The 20,299-nt window shown below is 59.5% G+C and carries 12 protein-coding genes, 1 tRNA gene and 2 pseudogenes; 8 read left to right on the top strand and 7 right to left on the bottom strand.

The window, feature by feature from the left end; translation table 11 throughout:
- Positions 1-3: 3 nt before the first annotated feature.
- Both HF027_RS08730 and HF027_RS08725 read left to right on the top strand, forming a co-directional pair.
- Positions 4-501, top strand: coding sequence for a YiiD C-terminal domain-containing protein (locus HF027_RS08730; protein WP_168014813.1), 498 nt, complete (start codon positions 4-6; stop codon positions 499-501).
- A gap of 108 nt (positions 502-609) precedes the next feature.
- Positions 610-697: transfer RNA gene (locus HF027_RS08725), tRNA-Ser, on the top strand.
- Between the two features lie 164 nt (positions 698-861).
- On the opposite strand, the pseudogene HF027_RS15605 reads toward HF027_RS08725, so the two are convergent.
- Positions 862-1,287: pseudogene (locus HF027_RS15605) on the bottom strand (IS1595 family transposase); the annotation flags it as partial.
- 566 nt (positions 1,288-1,853) lie between these two features.
- Between HF027_RS15605 and HF027_RS08715 the strand changes: the two are divergent.
- Entirely contained in the window at positions 1,854-5,846 is a 3,993-nt protein-coding gene (locus HF027_RS08715) for a bifunctional diguanylate cyclase/phosphodiesterase (protein ID WP_168014809.1), read from the top strand.
- Positions 5,847-6,038: 192 nt separating this feature from the next.
- A complete protein-coding gene (locus HF027_RS08710; RefSeq protein WP_168014807.1) occupies positions 6,039-8,090 on the top strand; it encodes a sensor domain-containing diguanylate cyclase in 2,052 nt (683 codons plus the stop codon).
- A 69-nt stretch (positions 8,091-8,159) separates the two neighbouring features.
- Here the strand turns inward: HF027_RS08710 and HF027_RS08705 are convergent.
- Together HF027_RS08705 and HF027_RS08700 are read right to left on the bottom strand one after the other, a co-directional pair.
- Positions 8,160-8,416, bottom strand: a pseudogene (locus HF027_RS08705) (IS630-like element ISHsp2 family transposase); the annotation flags it as partial.
- Between the two features lie 331 nt (positions 8,417-8,747).
- The gene (locus HF027_RS08700; RefSeq protein ID WP_168014805.1) at positions 8,748-9,251 is read right to left on the bottom strand and encodes a CIA30 family protein; all 504 of its coding nucleotides are present in this window, start codon (positions 9,249-9,251) and stop codon (positions 8,748-8,750) included.
- Positions 9,252-9,455: 204 nt separating this feature from the next.
- On the opposite strand from HF027_RS08700, the gene HF027_RS08695 reads away from it, so the two are divergent.
- From HF027_RS08695 to HF027_RS08685, 3 genes are all read left to right on the top strand, one after another.
- Positions 9,456-10,574: an alkene reductase gene (locus tag HF027_RS08695; protein WP_168014803.1), complete on the top strand. Its 1,119-nt coding sequence runs from the start codon at positions 9,456-9,458 to the stop codon at positions 10,572-10,574.
- 218 nt (positions 10,575-10,792) lie between these two features.
- Complete coding sequence (locus HF027_RS08690) at positions 10,793-11,176, top strand: DUF6394 family protein (protein ID WP_168014801.1); 384 nt, start codon at positions 10,793-10,795, stop codon at positions 11,174-11,176.
- An 82-nt stretch (positions 11,177-11,258) separates the two neighbouring features.
- Positions 11,259-13,019, top strand: coding sequence for a potassium channel family protein (locus HF027_RS08685; protein WP_168014799.1), 1,761 nt, complete (start codon positions 11,259-11,261; stop codon positions 13,017-13,019).
- Between the two features lie 125 nt (positions 13,020-13,144).
- Here HF027_RS08685 and HF027_RS08680 read toward each other — a convergent pair whose 3' ends face one another.
- Positions 13,145-14,419, bottom strand: a complete 1,275-nt coding sequence (locus HF027_RS08680; RefSeq protein WP_168014797.1) for an O-acetylhomoserine aminocarboxypropyltransferase/cysteine synthase family protein — start codon at positions 14,417-14,419, stop codon at positions 13,145-13,147.
- Positions 14,420-14,684: 265 nt separating this feature from the next.
- Here HF027_RS08680 and HF027_RS08675 point away from each other — a divergent pair, with 265 nt between their 5' ends.
- On the top strand, positions 14,685-15,116 hold the full coding sequence (locus tag HF027_RS08675; protein ID WP_168014795.1) for a DUF3617 domain-containing protein: 432 nt from the start codon (positions 14,685-14,687) through the stop codon (positions 15,114-15,116).
- 95 nt (positions 15,117-15,211) lie between these two features.
- On the opposite strand, the gene HF027_RS08670 is transcribed toward HF027_RS08675, so the two are convergent.
- The 3 genes from HF027_RS08670 to HF027_RS08660 form a co-directional block, all read right to left on the bottom strand.
- The gene (locus tag HF027_RS08670; RefSeq protein ID WP_168014793.1) at positions 15,212-15,628 is read right to left on the bottom strand and encodes a SpoIIAA family protein; all 417 of its coding nucleotides are present in this window, start codon (positions 15,626-15,628) and stop codon (positions 15,212-15,214) included.
- Between the two features lie 113 nt (positions 15,629-15,741).
- Positions 15,742-18,840, bottom strand: a complete 3,099-nt coding sequence (locus tag HF027_RS08665; RefSeq protein ID WP_168014791.1) for an efflux RND transporter permease subunit — start codon at positions 18,838-18,840, stop codon at positions 15,742-15,744.
- Entirely contained in the window at positions 18,840-19,961 is a 1,122-nt protein-coding gene (locus HF027_RS08660) for an efflux RND transporter periplasmic adaptor subunit (RefSeq protein ID WP_168014789.1), read from the bottom strand. The genes HF027_RS08665 and HF027_RS08660 overlap by 1 nt, the downstream gene beginning before the upstream one ends.
- Positions 19,962-20,299: the final 338 nt, after the last annotated feature.

Raw genomic sequence — 20,299 nt, 5'->3', positions numbered from 1 at the left:
AGCATGCGCCAGGCCGGTGTGCCGCATCCGCGCTTGGCGCTGCCTGCGGCGGGGCAGGGCGACAACCTGAGTGATTTCCGCCACTGGCTAGAGGCCGCCATTCCGCTGGTCCCGCAGTTGGGTATCACGGACATGCACTGGGAGAACGAGGCGCTGGTATGGTCGCTGTCGCTTGCCCCCAATCTCAACGACAAGGGCACCGGCTTTGGCGGATCGCTTGCCGCCCAGGTCACCCTGATCGGCTGGTGCTGGGCCACCCTGTGGCTGCGTGCACAAGGCCGTGATCAGGATGTCGTGGTCGCCGAGGCCACCCAGCGCTTCCAGGCGCCGGTGACCGGCGATTACCGCCTGGTGTGCCGCCCAGAAGACCCGGCAGGGCCAGCGGCCCTGGCTGAACGCCTGACAAGCCGTGGCAAGGGGCGCATCGTACTGCTTCAAGAGCTCTATTGTGGTGAGACTCTTTGTCTCTCCGCACACGGCGACTATGCGGTATTGCCCTGAAGAGATTGGAAAAATTTCGGCCCCGGCTTGCAATCACCACCCGATCTCGATACAGTATGCGCCGTTCTGACGCGGAAGGCGTAGCCCCACGGCAGAGCTAAAAATTGCGGAGGGGTGTCCGAGTGGTCGAAGGAGCACGCCTGGAAAGTGTGTAAGTCGAAAGGCTTCGAGGGTTCGAATCCCTCCCCCTCCGCCACGAATATCGAGAAAGCCGCTGATTTCAGCGGCTTTTTCTTTTTCTGGCCAATCATGGCCCATACTTTGTGTCTGGCTTTTACTGGCCTTCACAGGATGTATGTGGACTGTTTTCCTTTCTGCGCTATCTTCCCTCATCTCCCTGCAGCCTCATCCCCCTCTTGGTCATTCATCTGCTAATTCAGTCATTGCAGCTGTTCGGACTTTCAGCATCCAACGGATGTGCGCGTTTATCGTCGTTGCATAGCGTTCCAGTAGGCGCCGCCAGCCGAGATACTTGGTGGCAACGCCATGAACACGGCCCATCCACTGCTTCAACCGGCTTTGTTAGGCATAAAGGTTCTGGATATGAAAGCCCCCCTTGACTCGCTGTCCGAGCTTGCCATTCACCACCTGATGGGTGATGCCACAGTGTCTGGCAAATGCCGCTTACACACTGGCCCCGTCCGTACACAACACGGGCTCGCGATCGACCAATGGCTGGAGCACCTCCTGCATATGCAGGGCGTCGAGCTTTTCCAGCTGGAAACCGGTCGTATGGCCCGCTCGGTCGCGCACGACCATGACCGGCGTCTGGTCCACTCCTGTGCCTCCTGGCGGCACCGGATAGCGGCGCAACCCGCGATTTCAGCCCCTCGGGGTTAACGGCGGGGCATCGGCCGCACAGTGCGGGCAGGCCTTGAGCGCCGGTTCGGTATTGTGGAGTACGTCCTGCTGGGGTCGCTTTTTAAGCCGACACCGAAGAAGGTTCTTTTGCCGGGTGTTGAGTGGGGTCAGCTGACCCAGCCAGGGCTGGAAGGCGTGGGCCTCCATGAGCAGATACCTCACGAGGTCTCTACCAACAGTTCAGCACGTAATGGGGACATGACTTTTTTTGTAAGTACCTATTTTTCGATACGCGTTACAGACCGGCTTTCAAGGTCCGGTTATCCGCTTGCATGTCGGCATCCTGCTGCCAGACTCCATGGCTGTGCCTCCTTCAGAAGATCGCAGCTTGTTGTTCTTTTTTCTTTTTCGTCAAGGACATCCTGAGATTACCTCACCAAGGTGTACTACAAACGTCTAGGCCTTCTCCCTTTTTTTACTTAGGTGTCTGGGTGGAGAGAGTAGTAAATTAGTTGGCAGTTTTAAGCTGCATTTCAGAAAAGGCTTCCGTGATGATCGATACGACCCTCAAGCACCAGCGTCTCGCAGGGGATACATACTTGGTCGTCTTGCTGGCTGGCACCATTGCGATGGGTGTGTTCGGCAGTCTTTTCAGCCTATTTGGGCTGCAGTTGCACCTGCCTGTTGGTTTGAGCGCAACCCTTTGCTGTGCGTTTTCCGGTTTGTTGGCCGGTCTCGGATTATTGGCCCTGATCCATAAGAACCTGATATGGCGCGTGGGTATTTCGGTGCTGTTGGCGGGTTTTGCTTTATACATGCTGGCAGAATCGCAAGGCTTGATAGCGCCACGAGTCGACGCTGAAAGCGTCATGCAAAGCAGTGTTCCGGCTCTTATGTTTCTGTTGATCGCCATTAGTTTGGGGTTTGGCATTGAAGGGGTGGCCCGGCGCACGCTCTTCAGACTCATGGGTAACGGGGTCTTCTTGGTTGGGCTGTCGAGCCTCCTTTTGGACTGGATGCCGGAGCAACATGGCGTTTTGGGTGAGTTGCAGAGAACCGGCGCCTCTCTGGCCAGTAGCTTCTTACTGTTCTTTGGCCTTGCTATGCACTATTTGGCCGATCGCTGGCGAAGTTTACCTTTGGCAATTAGCCGCCGGCACCGTGATGTTGCGGTCATCGGAGTCACCTTGAGTGTGCTCGGCTTCCTGCTGGTCGGTTGGCAGCAACATCGAGCTGAAGCGGAACAGGCTGAGCATGTAGCTGATGTAGTCGAACTGACCAGTGAATCGGTCATCAGTCGACACGAGCAAGCGATGCAACGCATGGCTGAGCGTTGGAGAGCCATGGGGGGTATGCCAACGCTGTTGCTGAGGAAAAAGGAAATAGACAGCTATCTGCGCGACCACCCGGCCCTGAAAGGCATCGCCTTCATCAGTGACTTGGAGAACAAGTTCTGGCATCGCTCTCAAGACGGACAGACTCAATCACAGATGCAGGTATGGCTGGAAGACAATGCTGCCAAGACAAGGTTGGCGTCGGAGGGCAGTTCACCTCAATGGCGATTCCTTGACCCTGAAGCGCCATTGAACGCTTTGATAGTGACCCTGATCCCTGGCTCGAATTCAGGTCGTTTGATTGGCTTCGTGGATGTTGAAGAGCTTTTGGTGGAGCAGCTGCATCTTGAGCTCGGCGGGTATGCCATGCATCTGGAGCAAGGTGGCGCGACAGTGTTGGAAGTGGCATCCGCCTCACATGATCATTCGGGAGGCGCTCAAGCCCTTAAACCGCTTGCCTCAAGGCAAGTCGATTTTTCCGGTGCCAACCCTTTAAGTATCGTTCTATTTGGAGGCCCTCCTGCTCCCTGGTCCGGTTCTGCTCTTCTATCGACGGGCGTTGGTGCAGGCAGCCTTTTCCTGAGTTACTTGTTGGCCTTCAGTTTTGGCGTCATGAGGTTGAGTCAAGGGCGGGCTAAGCAACTGGACCAAACCAATCAGCGACTCCAGTTGCAGTATCGGGCTCAGTCACAGATCGCAAGAGAGAGTTCTATTGAGAAGTCTCTGGAAGCCGTTTGCCGAATGCTAGAGCAGCAACTCCCTGGGGCCTTTTGTTCCGTTATGCTATGTGACGAGGCCCAGACACAGTTCGATGAAGTGATTGGTCCCAGCCTGCCGGATGATTATCTAAAAGCGCTAGTCGGTCTTGAAATCGGTTCAGGTATTGGTGCCTGCGGTAGTGCGGCTTATTCGCAAGAGTTAGTCGTCTGCGAAGACCTGTCTACCGATCCGCGCTGGAAGGGGTATCAAGAATTGGCGCGACACCACGATCTCGCTTCGTGCTGGTCATTTCCCTTGTTGGCATCAAGTGGTCAAGTACTGGGCACTCTGGCGCTATATCAATCTGAGCCCGGTACACCTGGGGACGAGGAGCGCCAGTTGGCCTTTAAAGCCGTAGGCCTCATCGTGCTGGCGATTGAGCGGTTTCGAGACCGACAGGCTCTGATTGATAGCGAAAACCGTTATCGCTCACTCTTTACTCACCATCCCGATGCGGTTTTCTCGGTGGATCTGGACGGTAAATTTCTGAGTCTTAATCCGCAGACCACCAGGATAACAGGGCTTCCAGCTAGCGAGATGCTGGGTAAACATTTTGCGCACTTCGTCGAAAGTGCCGACGTTCCTCAGGGGCAAGCCCTTTTCGAGAGTGCACGTAGTGGCCATGCCTTGCGCTATGAACTTCAGAACCGGGACGCGCACGGTGTGCGGCATGTGCTGGATATCACCGCCATCCCCATGATGACAGGCGATCACGTCAACGGGGTGTTCGGCATTGCCAAAGACATTACTGCACGCAAGCGGGATGAAACCCAACTGCGCATTTTAGAACGTAGCCTGGAGGCCAGTATCAATGGTGTGGTGATTGTTGATGCGACCCTGCCGGACATGCCGATCATCTTTGCAAACCATGCGTTCAGCAATATTACCGGTTACACCAATGATGAGATCAAGGGCCGCAATTGCCGCTTCCTGCAAGGGCCCGACACTGACCCCGAGGCCATCGAAAAAGTTCGTCGGGCGCTAGCAGCTGAGCAGGACGTGCAAGTGACGCTCTGCAATTACGGCAGGAATGGCGAGCGGTTCTGGAATGATCTGCACATTTCACCGGTGCGTGATGACCATGGTGTGGTGACACACCATATCGGCGTGATTAACGATGTGTCGAAACGCATCGCAGATGACGCGGCGCTAGCCCACCAGGCCAGCCATGATGGCCTGACTGATGCGTATAACCGCGCGGTGTTCGAAGAGCGCCTGCAGCACGAAGCCGGTCTTGCGCGTCAGGAAAATAGGCTTGTCGTCGTGCTGTTCATCGATCTTGATGACTTTAAGCCGATCAATGACACCTTCGGGCATGCCATGGGGGACCGCTTGCTCGTAGCCGTTGCCGATCGCCTAAATGGTGCGCTGCGCCCCGGGGATACTCTGGGGCGGTTTGGCGGTGACGAATTTCTGGTGCTACTCACCAACCTCGAGCATGAGCGGCAAGTGCAGTCGATTGCCGATAGGCTGCTAGCCGCCATCACGCGCCCCTATCACGTCGAAGACCATGCCTTCCGACTCTCTGCCAGCATCGGTATGGCCTCAAGCCGTGAGGTGCTTATGCAGCACCCGGAGCAGCTGATTCTTCGAGCCGACAGTGCCATGTATGCGGCCAAGAAGCAGGGAGGAAACACGGCGCAGTGGTATCACCATCAGTCCGGTGAGGTTGCCCCCGGGCGAGTCGAGTTGCGCAAGGATATTCAGGAAGCGATCGAGCTCGAGCAATTCTCGCTACATTACCAACCTTTGATGAGTTATGACGGTGATGTGAAGGGCTTCGAAGCACTGATCCGATGGCATCATCCGAGCAAGGGGCTAATCTCCCCGGGAACCTTTATTCCGGTTGCGGAAATAACTGGCCAGATCGTCCCGATCAGCGAGTGGGTGCTGGCACAGGTCTGCCGTGACTTGCCGGCCTTGCGCAAGCTTGGGGATCAGGACTGCCGTGTGGCGATTAATCTATCGCCCATGCAGTTCCAGCGCCCAAACTTCCTCAGCAATCTTGAGCAACAACTCCGAGAAAGCGACATACCGGCGGAATGGCTCGAAGTGGAGGTCACGGAAGGTGTGCTGATGGAGGACCAAGAGGTTGCCATCTCGGTGTTGGAGGCCTTGCGGCATTTAGGTGTTGGGGTGGCCATCGATGACTTTGGCACTGGCTTCTCCAGCCTCAGCTACCTGAAGCAGCTGCCCGTCACGAAAGTCAAAATCGATCGCAGCTTTATCCGGGATATAGCCGTAGATGAAAGCGATCGGGCCATCGTGCTGGGGATTCTCTCCATGGCGCATCAAATGGGCCTTGAGGTAGTGACCGAAGGGGTGGAAACGGAAGACCAGCTGCAGTATCTCGCCGACTCCGGCTGCGACATCTTCCAGGGGTACCTGCTGGCAAAGCCCATGTCGATGGAGAAATTGGAGCCGTTCCTTGCTCGGACACCCGAGTTTTGATCTGGTTTTTCTTGGGAGCTGGCAGGTTAGATCCTGGATTCATAGGTTAAACGAAGTAATGCCGCCATTGTGCAGCGTGTTATCACCATGGCCTATTATCGGGATCTGGTGGTGGCCGATTACCTATCCGGCATGGGTGAACTAATTTAGACAAAATACACCAGCCCCCACACAGACACGAGACCACGACCAATGGTACAACCGCCCTGTTCCGCCTCCCTCGATGATCCGGAGTTTGCTGACGCCCTGGCTGGCTGTGCCGAGGAGCCGGTCCATATTCCCGGCGCCATCCAGCCGTCGGGCTGTTTGATCAGCCTGGCTGCGGATCTGAGCGAGATTCGCCAGGTCAGTGGCAATCTCGAGTCGATGCTGGGCATCGCCCCTGAGCAAGCGCTGAACAAGCCTCCCGAGCAAGTGCTGGGGACGTCGCTTCTCGCACGCATCGCTCAGAAACTGGAGGAAAAAGGGCCGATGGCGGGCGATCTGACCGCCTGGATGGGCGATGAGGCGCAACGCTTCCAGGTGACCCCCTACCGCAGTGGGTCCCGCGTGGTGATCGAAATGGAGCCGTTCTCGGAGCAGGACGAACGCTTCCGCATCGGTACACTCGATCGTTGGCTCGCCATCGCGGAAGAGGCCACATCCACCGGCGACCTGCTGACACGGCTGGTCCACGAGGTGCGCCGGCTTTGCGGTTTCGATCGTGTCCTGATCTATCACTTCGACGAACGCTGGAACGGCAGTGTGAGTACCGAAAGCCGGGATGAGGGTATCGGCAGTTTTCTCGGGCACCACTTTCCGGCAAGCGACATCCCGCCTCAGGTACGCCGACTCTACGACGTCAATCGCGTGCGCAGCATACCCGATGCCACCGCCAGACCGGTCCCTCTGGAGCCTGCCGTGGATCCCGTGGACGAGACGCCACTCGACCTGACACTGGGCGTGCTGAGGGCTGTATCACCGATCCACCAGAGGTATCTCGCCAACATGGGCGTCGCCTCTACGCTTTCGGTGGCCCTGCACGATGAGAAGGGGCAGCTGAGCGACCTACTAAGCTGTCATGCCCTGTCGACGTCTTACCGGCTGTCGCCGGGCGTGCGCCAAACGGTGCACCACATGGTGATGACCACCATTCCCCGGCTGAGGCTGCTGCACCAAAAAGCAGAGACCGAGTTGCTCAGGCAAGTGCGGCTCGGTCGAGAATTGCTGCATACGAAGCATGAGCGCTGGGTTGATCCCGAGGTCATCCTCGGCCAACGCGGCGACGAATGGCTCGCGCTGTTTCGTGCCGACGGTGTGGCGCTCTTCCATCGGGAACGCCTAGGCAAGCGGGGTTCGGCCCCCGAGGTCGCCGATCTCACCCCTCTGATCGCCTGGCTCGGCGACCAGCCAGGCGATACCGGCACGTGGTCCAGTGACTGCCTGAAGGAGACGCCACTTGCCCCATGGCGGGGAAAGAGTTGCGGCCTGCTGGCCATTCCCCTGCCCCTCGATGCCGAAAAGCCGAGCTGGCTTCTACTGTTCCGGAATGAGGAGGTCGAGACACTTCGCTGGGCGGGGTTACCGGGAAAGCGTATCGAATGGCATGGAGAGCGGAAAATTCTGTCACCACGCAACTCCTTCGCCGTCTGGCAGGAGGTAGTGTTCGGCCGTAGCCGGATCTGGCCCCGCAAGGAACGGCGTGCCGCCGAAGAACTGGCCGAGCACCTCGCCGTTCTTATCGCCAACCACGAGATTCACTTGCTCAACGACCATCTGGAGCGCCTCGCCACGCATGACAGTCTCACCGGGGTGTGGAACCGCTATCGCATCGAGCAGGCTATCGAGGCCGAGGTCACCGCTACGCACCGCTACCAGCGCGACTGCGCTCTGCTGCTGTTCGACGTGGATCACTTCAAGGCCATTAACGACGAATATGGCCACGAGGCCGGCGACAGGGTGCTGAAGACAGTGGTATCCGTGGTGGACGCCAACCTGCGGGAAACCGATCGACTGGGTCGATGGGGTGGCGAAGAGTTCATCGTGCTGGCGACCGGCACAACGACGAGTGGTGCCAGGGAGCTGGCCGAGCGCCTGCGACAGCAAATCGCCACGACATCCTTCGAGCAGGTCGGCACGGTGACGGTAAGCATTGGCGTCTCCGCCTGCCAACCAGAGGACTCGGCCAAAACACTGATTGGTCGCGCCGACCAAGCGATGTATCAGGCCAAGCAGAGTGGACGCAATCGAATCCATGACGCCTAGCCCACACAGCGGAAAGGCCTTCGAGAATGGCGCCCATTTGCGTAGAGCACTTGATGCGTTATTTCGCTTGGCACGCCAAAGAACGCTCCCACCGCGGCAACCCGTTTTGTCACGCCGCGCCTTGAGTGAGTGCCGAATGCGCTTGAAGCTGAGGTCATTTTTTTCAACGCCCGGCGAAGGGTCACCGTGCTGACCGTCTTGCCGGTCTCTTCTTGAAAGCGAGCCTGCAAGGATCGGATCTGATGAGGCTGTTCGGCCATCAGTTCCTGCAATCGCTGGTGGTCATCCTCATCCAAGACCGGCGTGCGGCCACTGCGCGGCTTATCGGGCACTTAGCTGGCCAGCGCTTGTAAACGCTGCTTTTCATATTCGGCTGAAAAGGGGCCAGTGTTGTTAGACATGGGCACCAGCGTGTCTACGTAAGTCAACGAAGTTGTTCATGGATACCAATGCAAAGAATAAACGTTATATCCAGTGATCGTATCCATGAACTCTTCCGGCAACAATCTATAATCGACTTAACATCAGCGGCAGCACTGAGCCTCGTCGCAGGAAAGGCTCATGCCTCTCGGATGCTTTCACTGACGAGTGACTATAGCTTTGAGGAATGATGGCGACACGCTTCAAGCATCTCAAGGTGGGTTTTGAACGCCTTTCTCATTCTTCATCAAAATTGATGACCACTTTCTCCACGTGCAGGCAAAAGGCCCCGGCGGTGCGGTCGGCAATCAGGAAGCCGATTTGGTGAATGTCAGCAGGTATCAGCGGTGGGGCGTCATTGAGTACGGTGCCGCGTCTAACCGCTTCAAACGCATCCCAGGTAAAGCTGAATGTCTCCCAGGCATCTTCACGCGGGGTGAAGGTCACGCGGTAAGCGCTCGAATCGCCAAGCGCTGTACTTTTCAGGCGAAGCTGATAGGGGCGTCCATCGCCGCGTACCGTGATGGCCACTGATTTGGCCAGGGCGAAACTTGGCTCGAAGGCATCGGGGGCGCGGCGCACAGACGCAAAGCCGCCGCCGTTCTCAAGCGAGATATCACCATGAAAGCGGCCCTCGCCGTGAGAAACGCTGAAGGCGCTCTGGGATACGCCGCCCATTACGTCGTCATCCACGGGATACCAGCGCTGTTGCTCTTGTGGATCGTCGAACCTCAGTTCCATCTGTCCTCCTAGGGTTGCTGCTTTTTGTACTGAGTATCGTCACGCAGATATCGCTGAGCTGCCATGAGTTTTAATTATGGCACTAATTATTAGTGTGGTGTGGTCAGCTCTTCGACGTTACTAGTAAACTGGTCTAATCACATCAGGCAATCAGTCCAGACGCGCTGTATCAAGCCTTGAAACTATTGAAACGGGAGTTGCCGAATGGCGCACGAAACCTTACTGATACCGACCCGCTTGGGTAGCTTGACGCTGCCCAACCGTATTCTAATGGCGCCGTTGACCCGTGCCCGCACGCCTGACAGCGTGCCGGGCAAGTTGCAGGAGGCCTACTATGGCCAACGCGCTGGCGCGGGACTGATTGTCAGTGAAGCGACCAATATCTCGCCGACGGCTCGGGGCTACGTTTATACACCGGGTATCTGGACTGACGAACAGGAAGCCGGCTGGAAGGGCGTCGTGGACGCCGTGCATGCCAAGGGTGGGCGCATGGCGCTACAGTTGTGGCACGTTGGCCGCGTCTCTCACGAGATGGTGCAGCCGGACGGCCAGACACCGGTGGCGCCCAGCGCGCTTAAGGGCGAGGGTGCTCAATGCTTCGTTGAGTTCGAGGACGGCACGGCCGGTCGGCACGAGACCAGCACCCCGCGGGCGCTGGAAACCGACGAGATCCCCGGCATCGTCGAAGACTACCGTCAGGCGGCCATCCGCGCCAAGCGGGCGGGCTTCGACATGATCGAGGTGCATGCCGCCAACGCCTACCTGCTCAACCAGTTCCTGGCCACTGGTACCAACCAGCGTACCGACCAGTACGGTGGTTCGCTTGAAAACCGTGCGCGTTTCCCATTGGAAGTGGTCGATGCGGTCGCCGAGGTGTTTGGCCCCAAGCTCACCGGCATTCGCCTGACGCCCTTCATCGAGATTTTCGGGCTGACCGACGATGAGTCCGAGGCGATGACATTCTATCTCCTGGAGCAGCTATCCAAGCGTGGCCTGGCGTATGTACACGTCAATGAGCCCGATTGGGCCGGTGGTGACATCCAATTCAGCGATGACTTCCGTCGTGCGATGCGGGCGCGTTTTACCGGTAGTCTGATCTTCTGCGGCCACTACGACGCCGAGCGCAGTGAGCGGATTATTAGCGATGGCATCGCCGATGCGGTTGCCATCGGGCGTTCCTACATCGCCAACCCGGACCTCGTCGAGCGCTTCCGTGTGGGAGCCGAGCTCAACGAGCCGAATCCGGACACCTTCTATGGTGGCGATGAGAAGGGTTACACCGATTATCCCTTCCTCGATAACGGTTTCGATCGCCGCGACTGATCGGTTCTGGCCTTGTGACTGGCCGATGCTTTGCCCCTTTGCCCCCTCAATGAGGGGGCTTTTTTGTAGGTATGGAGGACAAGACGGAGGCCCACTAGGTCCATGCACGCCTCGGATGCCGTCATCCGGCTATCGGTCGACCCATCAGGTCAGTGGCGTTCGCAGTCAACGGGGACGGATGCTTATACTGATGTCGCATCTCGGTCAGGAGCAGGTCCATGAATCTCGAACGTGTCGTATTCGGCTTTTTTATCATTCTTACCTTAAGCCTCAATTACGCGTTCGTCGCGGGAGGTGTTGAGACCCCTGCGCATCATAATGTCTGGATTCTCACCTTCACTATCATCGTCAACTTGGTGGCGATCGGTTTGAAACTGGGGGATCGCTCTCAGACCGGCGCGTTGCTGCTGGCGTCCGGCCTGGTGGCTGGCCTTCTGTTGATCACGGCGCGCGTCGTGTGGATCGTCGCGCAACCCGGTGACGGGAGCGGGCCGGGGCCCGGCGACATGGCCGATATCGTCTCGATCGCAAGGGGAGCACTGGTCGCGAATATCATCGCGGCAGTGATTCTTGTCGGCGACACGCTGCTCTCGCGGCGCTAGGCCATGCTCGAAAACTGGCCTGCTGAAGACTGTTTCAGCGTGACAGCCACAACCTGGTACAGGCAGTGGGAGGGATGAACGCGTGAGATATACCTCCGATCTCGACCGCGTGGCAATGATTGTCCTGCGCTTTATGCGCCGGCCCCTATTCGTGCTGCTGTTCGTGTATTCGCTGGGCATCATGGGCATGGTGCTGATGCCAGGCCAGGTCGTCGATGGTGAGGCGACACGCATGAGTCTCTTCCATGCCTTCTATTTCTTCACCTATACGGCGACCACTACCGGTTTCGGTGAACTGCCGAACGGCTTCAGTGAGGAACAGCGCCTGTGGACGATCTTTTGTCTCTATACCGGCGTCATCGCCTGGTTCTATGCGATCGGCTCCCTGATTCGCCTGGTGCAGAATCCCTACTTCATCCGGGCCATGGATGGGTTCAGGTTCGCCCGCAGGGTCAAGCACAACGTGGAGCCCTTCGTCATTCTCTGCGGTTTTGGCGATGCCGGCAGTCTGCTTGCCCGAGGGCTAAGCGACCACCTGATGCGCGCGGTGATACTGGATTCCGACCCGGAGCGCATCAAGGCCCTGGGGGTTCGCGATTACCGGGTCGCGATGCCGGGACTCCATGCGGACGCCAGTGTGCCGAAACATCTCCTGGCCGCGGGTCTGGAACACCCCGCATGTCGGGCCCTGGTTGCGTTGACCAACGATGACGACGTCAATCTCAAGATCGCGGTGATGGCACGCCACCTCAATCCGCAGCTCCCCGTTATCTGTCGTTCGACCTCTGCCCGCCACGAGGCCAATCTGCGGTCGCTTGAGAATGTCACGGTTGTCGACCCCTTCGAGATATTCGCCCAGCTTGTTTCCTGGGCGATCGCACGCCCGGAACTGCATAACCTCAATGCGTGGATTGTAGGGCAACGTGGCGTCAAGCTCGGAGAGCCGATACAGGTGCCGCGAGGCAAATGGATCCTGTGCGGATATGGGCGAATGGGGCGCTGGATACATCGCGACCTTCAGGCCCATGGTGTTAATACATGCATTATCGATCCGGAAGTGGAGCCTAACCAGGCTGGGGAAGATACGTTCATTGTCCAGCAGCACGCCGATCATGCGGCCCTGGTGACGGCGGGAATTGACGACGCGGCCGGGATCGTCGTCGCGACGAATCGCGATGCCGACAACCTCAGTACGCTGTTGTCAGTTAACGCGCTCAACCCTGATGCATTGCGCATCGTGCGCCAGAACAGTCACGAGAATCAGCTCGCGTTCGATGCGGCCCGGGCCGACCTGATCCTTCAGCACAGCCTGACAACGGCACGTCGGATCCTGAAACTTTTGATTTCGCCCCTCGTTCAGGAGCTGATCGACTGGCTCGCGGAGCGCGAACCGGTGGAGACCCGAGCCGTGACGACCCGTCTAAAGGCCGTCTTGGGGGAGCGTCCCCCGCACCTGTGGTCGATCAAGCTGGTCCCAGAAGAGGCGCCGGCGGTGACCGAATATCTGCATAACCAAGGCGAGATCACGCTTGCCGCCTTGTGCCGTGATGCGCGGACGTTCCCGGAGAAGTTCCCGTGCGAGGCACTCGCGATCCGCCGGGCAGGCCATTCGATCATGCTTCCCCATGAGGCGTGTCCGCTCGAAGTCGGTGACGAGATTCTTTTCTGCGGGATAAAGTGGGTAGAGTCGATGCTCCAGGCGACACTCCATAACCCCTATACGCTTCGGTATGTGGTGACGGGTGTCGATGAGCCCCGCGGGGCCCTGTTCGTGTGGCTGAAGGATAAGCTTGCGCGTCGTCGCCGCGATCCTGCGCCGAGGCGTCGTCGGCCCCAACCATGACCGTTCGCGTGAGCGTGCCGGGAGTTTCCAGTGTCAGAATGAGTCGGCCCCCTCAATGAGGGGGCTTTTATATGAAGCGAATGTGTATGAAGGGCATGCGAGGCAAGGCGAAAAACCCGAAACCGTCAGGCCTGTGAGGCCGCCAGGGCCTGATCGAGATCGGCGATGATGTCGTCGACATGTTCGATACCGATCGACAGGCGCACCATGTCGGGACGTACGCCGGCGGCCTTGAGCTCTTCGTCGTTGAGCTGGCGGTGCGTCGTCGAGGCGGGGATGGACGAGCAGGTCTTGGCATCGCCGATATTGACCAGGCGCAGGATCAGTTGCAGGGCATCGTAGAAGCGAGCACCGGCCTCTCGCCCGCCCTCGATGCCGAAGCTCAGGATGCCGGATGCGCGGCCATCCATATAACGCTTGGCGAGGCCGTGATCCTTGTGACTCTCAAGTCCCGCGTACTGTACCCAGGTGACGTGGGGATGCTGTTCCAGATAGGTGGCCACCTTGAGAGCGTTGTCGCAGATACGCTCGATGCGCAGGGATAGCGACTCGAGGCCCTGCAGCAGGTTCCAGGCAGCCTGAGCCGACAGGGCCGCGCCCATGTTGCGCAGTGGTACCACCCGGGCACGGGCGATGAAGGCCGCATCGCCGACGTCGCGCGTATAGCTGACGCCATGATAGGACACGTCCGGTTCGGTCAAGAGCGAGAAACGCTTGGGATGATCGGCCCAGGGGAACTTTCCGGAATCCACGATCACCCCGCCCACCGTGGTGCCATGGCCGCCGATGTACTTGGTGGCCGAGTGGATGACGATATCCGCACCATGTTCGATAGGGCGCCACAGGAAGGGGGTGGGCACGGTGTTATCGACGATCAACGGCACCCCGTGGCGATGGGCGATATCGGCCAGTGCCTTCAGGTCGACAACGCCGCCTGAGGGGTTACCGACGCTCTCGCAGAACACCGCCTTGGTATGATCATCGATCAGGGCGTCGATGCCGGCGAGATCATCCTTGTCGGCGAAGCGCACGGAGATGCCCTGCCGGGGCAGGGTATGGGCGAAGAGGTTATAGGTACCGCCGTAGAGCTCGCTGATCGAGACGATATTGTCGCCTGCTTCGGCGATGGTCTGGATCGCGTAGGTGATCGCCGCCATGCCCGAGGCCACTGCCAACCCTGCGATGCCGCCTTCAAGGGCGGCGACGCGCTCTTCGAGCACGGCGCAGGTCGGGTTCATGATCCGTGAGTAGATGTTGCCCTCGACCTTCAGGTCGAACAGGTCGGCGGCATGCTGGGCGTTGTCGAAGGCAAATGAGGTCGTCTGATGGATCGGCACGGCCACGGCATTCTGATCATCCGGGGAGTAACCGTGGTGAAGAGCGAGCGTTTCTCTTTTCATGACGCATCCTGAAAAATGATGACTGAAGGGTGAATGACAGCATAGCAGGGCCGCCCTCAAGGTATGCTACCAACGCCTGTCTACTTTCGCTTATGACGGGTCAACGCAGCCCAATAGCTCATCGCCCTCATCGGTTGACAGGTAAACCTCAGCGGCCTTGTAGGGAAGTGGCTTTAGAGGAAACGGCTGTATTAGGGACTCGCAGCGACCTTCTGCCGGCACGCTGGTCTACGCTTGAAAGACTATCCTTGTCGGAGTCGTTGCCATGTCACCTGTTTTGCCACTCGCTCTCGTCTTGCTGATGTCACCTGCCATGCTGCTCGCTCAGGAGAGTACGCCGGATCTGGTGCCCGGCATGTGGGAGTTCAATAGTGTGACCAAGGTCGAGGGCGACCTGCCGATTCCCGATCAGACGGAATCCCATCAGGAGTGCCTGACGAAGGCCGATATTGCCGATGCTCAACGCTCTCTTATTCAGGAACAGGAGGGCTGTGAGCTGGTCGAGTCGACCAGCAATCAACAACGCATGGATTACCGAATGATCTGTCGGGGCAGCGGAGGTGAGGCGAGTATCGATGGCAACCTTCTGTTTCTTGGCGAGCGGGCCAAGGGGCGGGTGGACGTGGAAACCACCACGCAGATGGGGGCGATAAGGATGCACAGCACGATCGAGGCACAGCGGTTGGGTGATTGCTGAGCCATTAAGACCGGTTTGCCAGGAAGCCGAGCCTGCACAAGTGGCGCCCAAACGAGCTAACCGCTAATTAGCGAATCGCTAACGAGCCTTGCCCGCTAACCGGCATCTGCGTTGTCGGCACTGGCGTTTTCGGGTGCCGTTGGCAATTGGCGTACCCATTCCTTGGCCTCGTCCTTGTGGTGGGTATCGAAGACGCGTACCTCGAGCGGCTTGAAGAGCTGGTTCTCGATAGACACCAGCGGTCGCAGCCAGTCATGGTCGGTGACCAGGGCGGCACGGTGATAATGCTCTAGATCGCCGATCTGGGTCAGGCCATAACCCAGGTCGCGCATGATGGCCGACAGCGTCATCCAGCGCATTTCATCGATTTCGGCGTAGAGGCTGACGCGCTCATGGGTCTTCTTCAGGGCCTCGATGGCGTCGATGGCTTCCTGGAGGTCATCGGCGCTTACCCGTCCACTGGCACGAAGCGCGACCACGTGGCTGGCTTCGCTGGGCAGTAATTCAATCATGTCATTACTCCTATCGGCTGTGGCGATATCGTCTTGCCATGTGTGAGAAAGAGGTATCCTTCCCTGAGCATAGCAGTCGTCACGCCCGGGTCTTTAAGCCGGGTACTTTGTCATCAGGGCGTCATCTCGTCGGCCAGACGCTGGGCGACCGCCTGGGGGGAGCCGGTACGCCTCGCCAGCAGATCATAGGCGACCGGCACCACCAACAGGGTGAAAACCGTTGCGGCGGCGACACCGCTGAGAATCACGACGCCGATCACCATCCGCGTCTCAGCGCCCGGTCCGGTTGAGAGAATCAATGGCAAGGCGCCGGCCATGGTGGTCACGGCGGTCATCAGGATCGGCCGCAAGCGGGTCACCGAGGCATCGATCAAGGCGTCGCGAAAGGCGCTGCCCTGGTCGCGCAGCTGGTTGGCAAACTCGACGATCAGGATGCCATTCTTGGCGGCCAACCCAATCAGCATGACAAGTCCCACCTGGCTGTAAAGGTTAAGCGACTGTCCGGTGACGTAGAGCCCCAGCAGGGCACCGCACAGCGCCAGTGGCACCGTGAACATGATTACCAGAGGGTGTATGAAGCTCTCGAACTGGGCCGCCAGCACCAGGAATACCACCAGTACACCGAGGGCCAGAAGGAAGGTCGTCGCGCCGCTTGCCTGCCTGAAGTCGCGCGAGGCGCCCTTGAGGTCGGTCTGCGCCTCTGCGGGCAGGATCTCATCGACGCTTGCCTGCAGATAGGAAAGGGCCTCGCCGAGGGGGTAGCCTTCGGCGAGCTCGGCTTCAAGGGTGATGGCGCGGATGCGGTTGAAGCGATTGAGGGTGCTGGCACCGGCGAAGTCGGTCAGCGTCACCAGGCTTGCCAGCGGAATCAGCTCACCACTGCGGGCCGAGCGTACCTGAATGCTATCCAGCGAGCTTGGGCTTCGCGTATCGCTGGGTTCGCCTTCCAGTATCACCTCGTACTCCTCACCATCATCCACGTAGCGGGTCACGTTACGACCGCCGAGCAGCGTCTCGAGGGTGCGACCGATCTCGCTTACGGTGACGCCGAGTTCCGCGGCCCGCGGGTAGTCGATATCCACCCGAAGCTGAGGCTGGTTTTCATCAAAGTCGCTATCGAGGCCGGTCAGGCGCGGGTTGTCGGCGCGGATATGCGCGATCAGGCGGTCGCGCCACTCGGAAAGCTCCTCGTAGGTGCCGCCACCGAGCACGAATTGCACGGGTTTCTCGACGCGGCCACCGAACCCCTGGCGCATCACCGGAAAGGCGCGGACCCCGGGCAGGCCCGAAAGCCGGCTGCGTACGTCATCCATGATCGCCCAGGCAGAGCGACGCTCGCCCCAGTCGGTCAGGCCGACAATGGCGAAGCCATCATTGAAGGTCTCGATGTTGCCATAGCCCCGGGGCGCCCGGATCAGCACCCGGTCGACATCGCCGGTCTCGATCAGCGGCAACAGTCGGGCTTCGATCTCGTTCATGTAATCGAGCATGTAGTCGTAGCTGGCTCCGGGTGGGCCGTTGACGACCAGGAAGAAGTTGCCGCGATCCTCCTTGGGTGTGTATTCACTGGGCAGTTCCACCGCGAGCCAGCTGGCGCCGCCAAGCACCGCCAGAAAAAGCGCGGCGACCAGCAGACGCAGCTTGAGGGCGCGGATCAGTACAGCACGGTAGATACGCTGACTGAATTCCAGCAGGCGCTGGACACCGAGCGCCAGGCGACTCTCGTGCATGCCGGGGCTGAGCAGTTTGGATGCCATCATCGGTGTCAGCGTCAGCGCCAATAGGCTCGAGAGGGTGACAGCCGCCGATAGGGTCAACGCAAATTCGCCGAACAGGCGGCCGATATCACCCTGCAAAAAGCTCAGCGGCACGAAGACGGCCACCAGCACCAGGGTGGTCGCGATCACCGCGAAGGCAATCTGGCGGCTGCCGCGAAATGCCGCCACCAGCGGTGTCTCGCCATACTGCTGCATGCGGCGATGGATGTTCTCGAGTACCACGATCGCGTCATCGACGATCAGGCCGATGGCCAGCACCAGGGCCAGCAGCGTCAGCAGGTTGATGGTGAAGCCGAATACTGCCAGCGCAATGAAGGTGCCGATGACGGCGACCGGCACCGTGACCGCGGGTATCAGGGTCGTGCGCAGGTTGCCAAGGAAGAGAAAAATCACCACGACCACCAGGCCCATGGCGATGAACAGGGTCATCACCACCTGACTGATGGCACCCGACACGAACACCGAGGCATCGAAGTTGAGGCGCAGGCTCAGCCCCTCGGGCAGCGTTTTCTGTAGGCGCTCCAGCTCGGCGCGCACGCCCTGTGAAAGTTCCAGCACATTGGCGGTGGATTGCTTGATCATACCAAGCCCCACCATCGGCACGCCGTTGCCGCGAAAGACGGTGCGCTCCTCGACAGCACCGACCTCGACGCGGGCAACATCGCCAAGCCTTACCAGATAGCCATCGGCGCCTTCGGAAAGCACCAGCCTTTGAAAGTCGTCGGCAGTCGAGAAGCTTCGCGGCAGGCGGACCACGAACTGACGATCCTTGGAAGTAATGGCGCCGCCGGGCAGCTCGACGTTTTCGTCACGCAGGGCATCCTCGACATCGCCGACGCTCAGGTTGCGGGCGGCCAGGGCATGGCGGTCGAGCCAGATGCGCATGGCATAGTCGCGCCCGCCGCCGACGCGGACCTGCGAGACGCCGGGTTGTACCGACAGCCGATCGACCAGGTAACGGTTGGCATAGTCGGTGAGCTCGGTCATCGAATAGCCTTCTCCCGACAGGCTCAACCACACCACGACTTCCGAGCTGCTGTCGGCCTTCTGGATTTCCGGCGGCTCGGCCTCATCCGGCAGGTTGCCTCTGGCCCCCGAGATACGGTCACGCATGTCGTTGGCGGCGGCGTCGATATCCTGGTCGAGGCCGAACTCGACCGTGATCTCGGATTCGCCATCCTGGCTTGAGGAACTGATGGTCTGGATACCCTCGATACCGGAGATCCGATCCTCGAGCACCTGGGTGATACGAGTCTCGACGACGCTCGCTGATGCCCCCGGGTAGCGCGTGTCGACGCTGACGATGGGCGGGTCGATGGCCGGGTATTCCTGCAGCGGTAGACGTTCAAGGGCCAGCAGGCCGAAGGCCACAATGAGCGCGGCCAGAACGGTTGCCAGTACCGGGCGTTGGACGGCGATATCGGACAGGCGCATCAGGCGTCATCCGCCATGGTCGAACGGCCCGTGGCTGGCCGACTGCGTTGCAGGATGTCGGCAACCGTCGTTGAGTCATCGACGATGCCCAGTACCTTCACGGCCTGTCCATCGCGAGTGGCCTGGCTGCCATGAATCACCACTAGGTCGCCATCACGCAAGCCGTCGAGAATTTCGACGCGGCCGGCACGCCGAGCGCCGATGGTCACATTGCGCTGATGCGCGATCATCTCCGCTTCATCGATCACCAGCAGCGATTGGCGACGTCCCTCGGGTATCAAGGCGGCTTCGGGTATCACCAGCGCCTGGCGTGATGCGCCGTCGAGCGTCACTTCCATCAGCATGCCGGGGCGCAATCGGCGCTCGTCGTTGGGCAGCCTGGCGCGAACCGTGACGCTTCGGCTGACCGGCTCGATGCGCGTGCCGATACTGGCAACCTGACCCTCAAAGCGTGTGCCGGGGTAGGCCGAGCTCTTGGCCGTGAGCGGTAACCCCCGTGACAGCAGCGCGATGCGGCTCTCGGGTACCTGGAAATCGAGTTTCACGACATCGAGCTTATCCAGGGTCAGGAGTGCCATGCCCGGCGTGACCAGGCTCCCGGCACTGATATCGCGAAAGCCGATCTCTCCATCAAAGGGGGCGCGCAGCCGATGTGCGGCCAGACGCGCCTCGATCTCGTCGATCTGTGCCTCAACCTGCCTAAGCTGCGCCCGGCTATCCTCGACATTGGCCCTGGGCGCCAGGTTGCGGGCTTGTAGTTGGCTTACACGAGACAACGCATTGCGCCGTTCGTCGCGCAGCGCCTCGGCCGCGCGCAGCTGGGCCTGCTCCTCGCCGTCTTCGAGACGGATCAGCACGTCACCGGCTGCCACCTTCTGTCCATCCTCGAAGCTCACCTCACTGACGATCTCGGTCACGGTCGCCGACAGCGTGACGCTTTCATCGGCTTTCAGAGTGCCCAGTGCTGACAGCTGTTCCGACCAGGCGCGGGTATCAGCGCGGCTGGCGATGACCGTGCTGCTGGCGTCCTGTGCCATGACGGTGCCCGACAGCAGCATCTGCACAAGCCACAGGGCGATCAGGCAAGCAGCGCAGCGATGCGACCACCTAGAAAATGACATGCAGAAACCCCTTTGTTCTCACTGAGCCTTCAGATGGAGGAAAGGCTTGGCTAGGTGGCTTGAAAAGTGTCTTGGCTAGATGGCTTGGATAGATGAGACATCGACGGTAGAGCAGGCCCCATCATCAAGGGCATTTCTGCCGACCGTCCCATCCACTGCGTGGATTTGAGACCGTTTTCAGGAAGAAAGGTGCATCGATACCAGTCTTTGCCGCTCTGGAAAGGGGACGACACCATAATTTTTCCTGATTACGCATAAGACTCAGCCAGCTTCAGGAACCGGTACGGCATCGGCGGCGTTCTCGCCGCCACCGTTAGAAAGCGCGGGATCATGGCCTT

The sequence above is a fragment of the Halomonas salinarum genome (genome assembly GCF_012062845.1).
Classification (GTDB): domain Bacteria; phylum Pseudomonadota; class Gammaproteobacteria; order Pseudomonadales; family Halomonadaceae; genus Onishia; species Onishia salinarum.
Note: the sequence above shows the minus strand (reverse complement) of the source record. Positions and strands in the feature narration are given on the sequence as shown.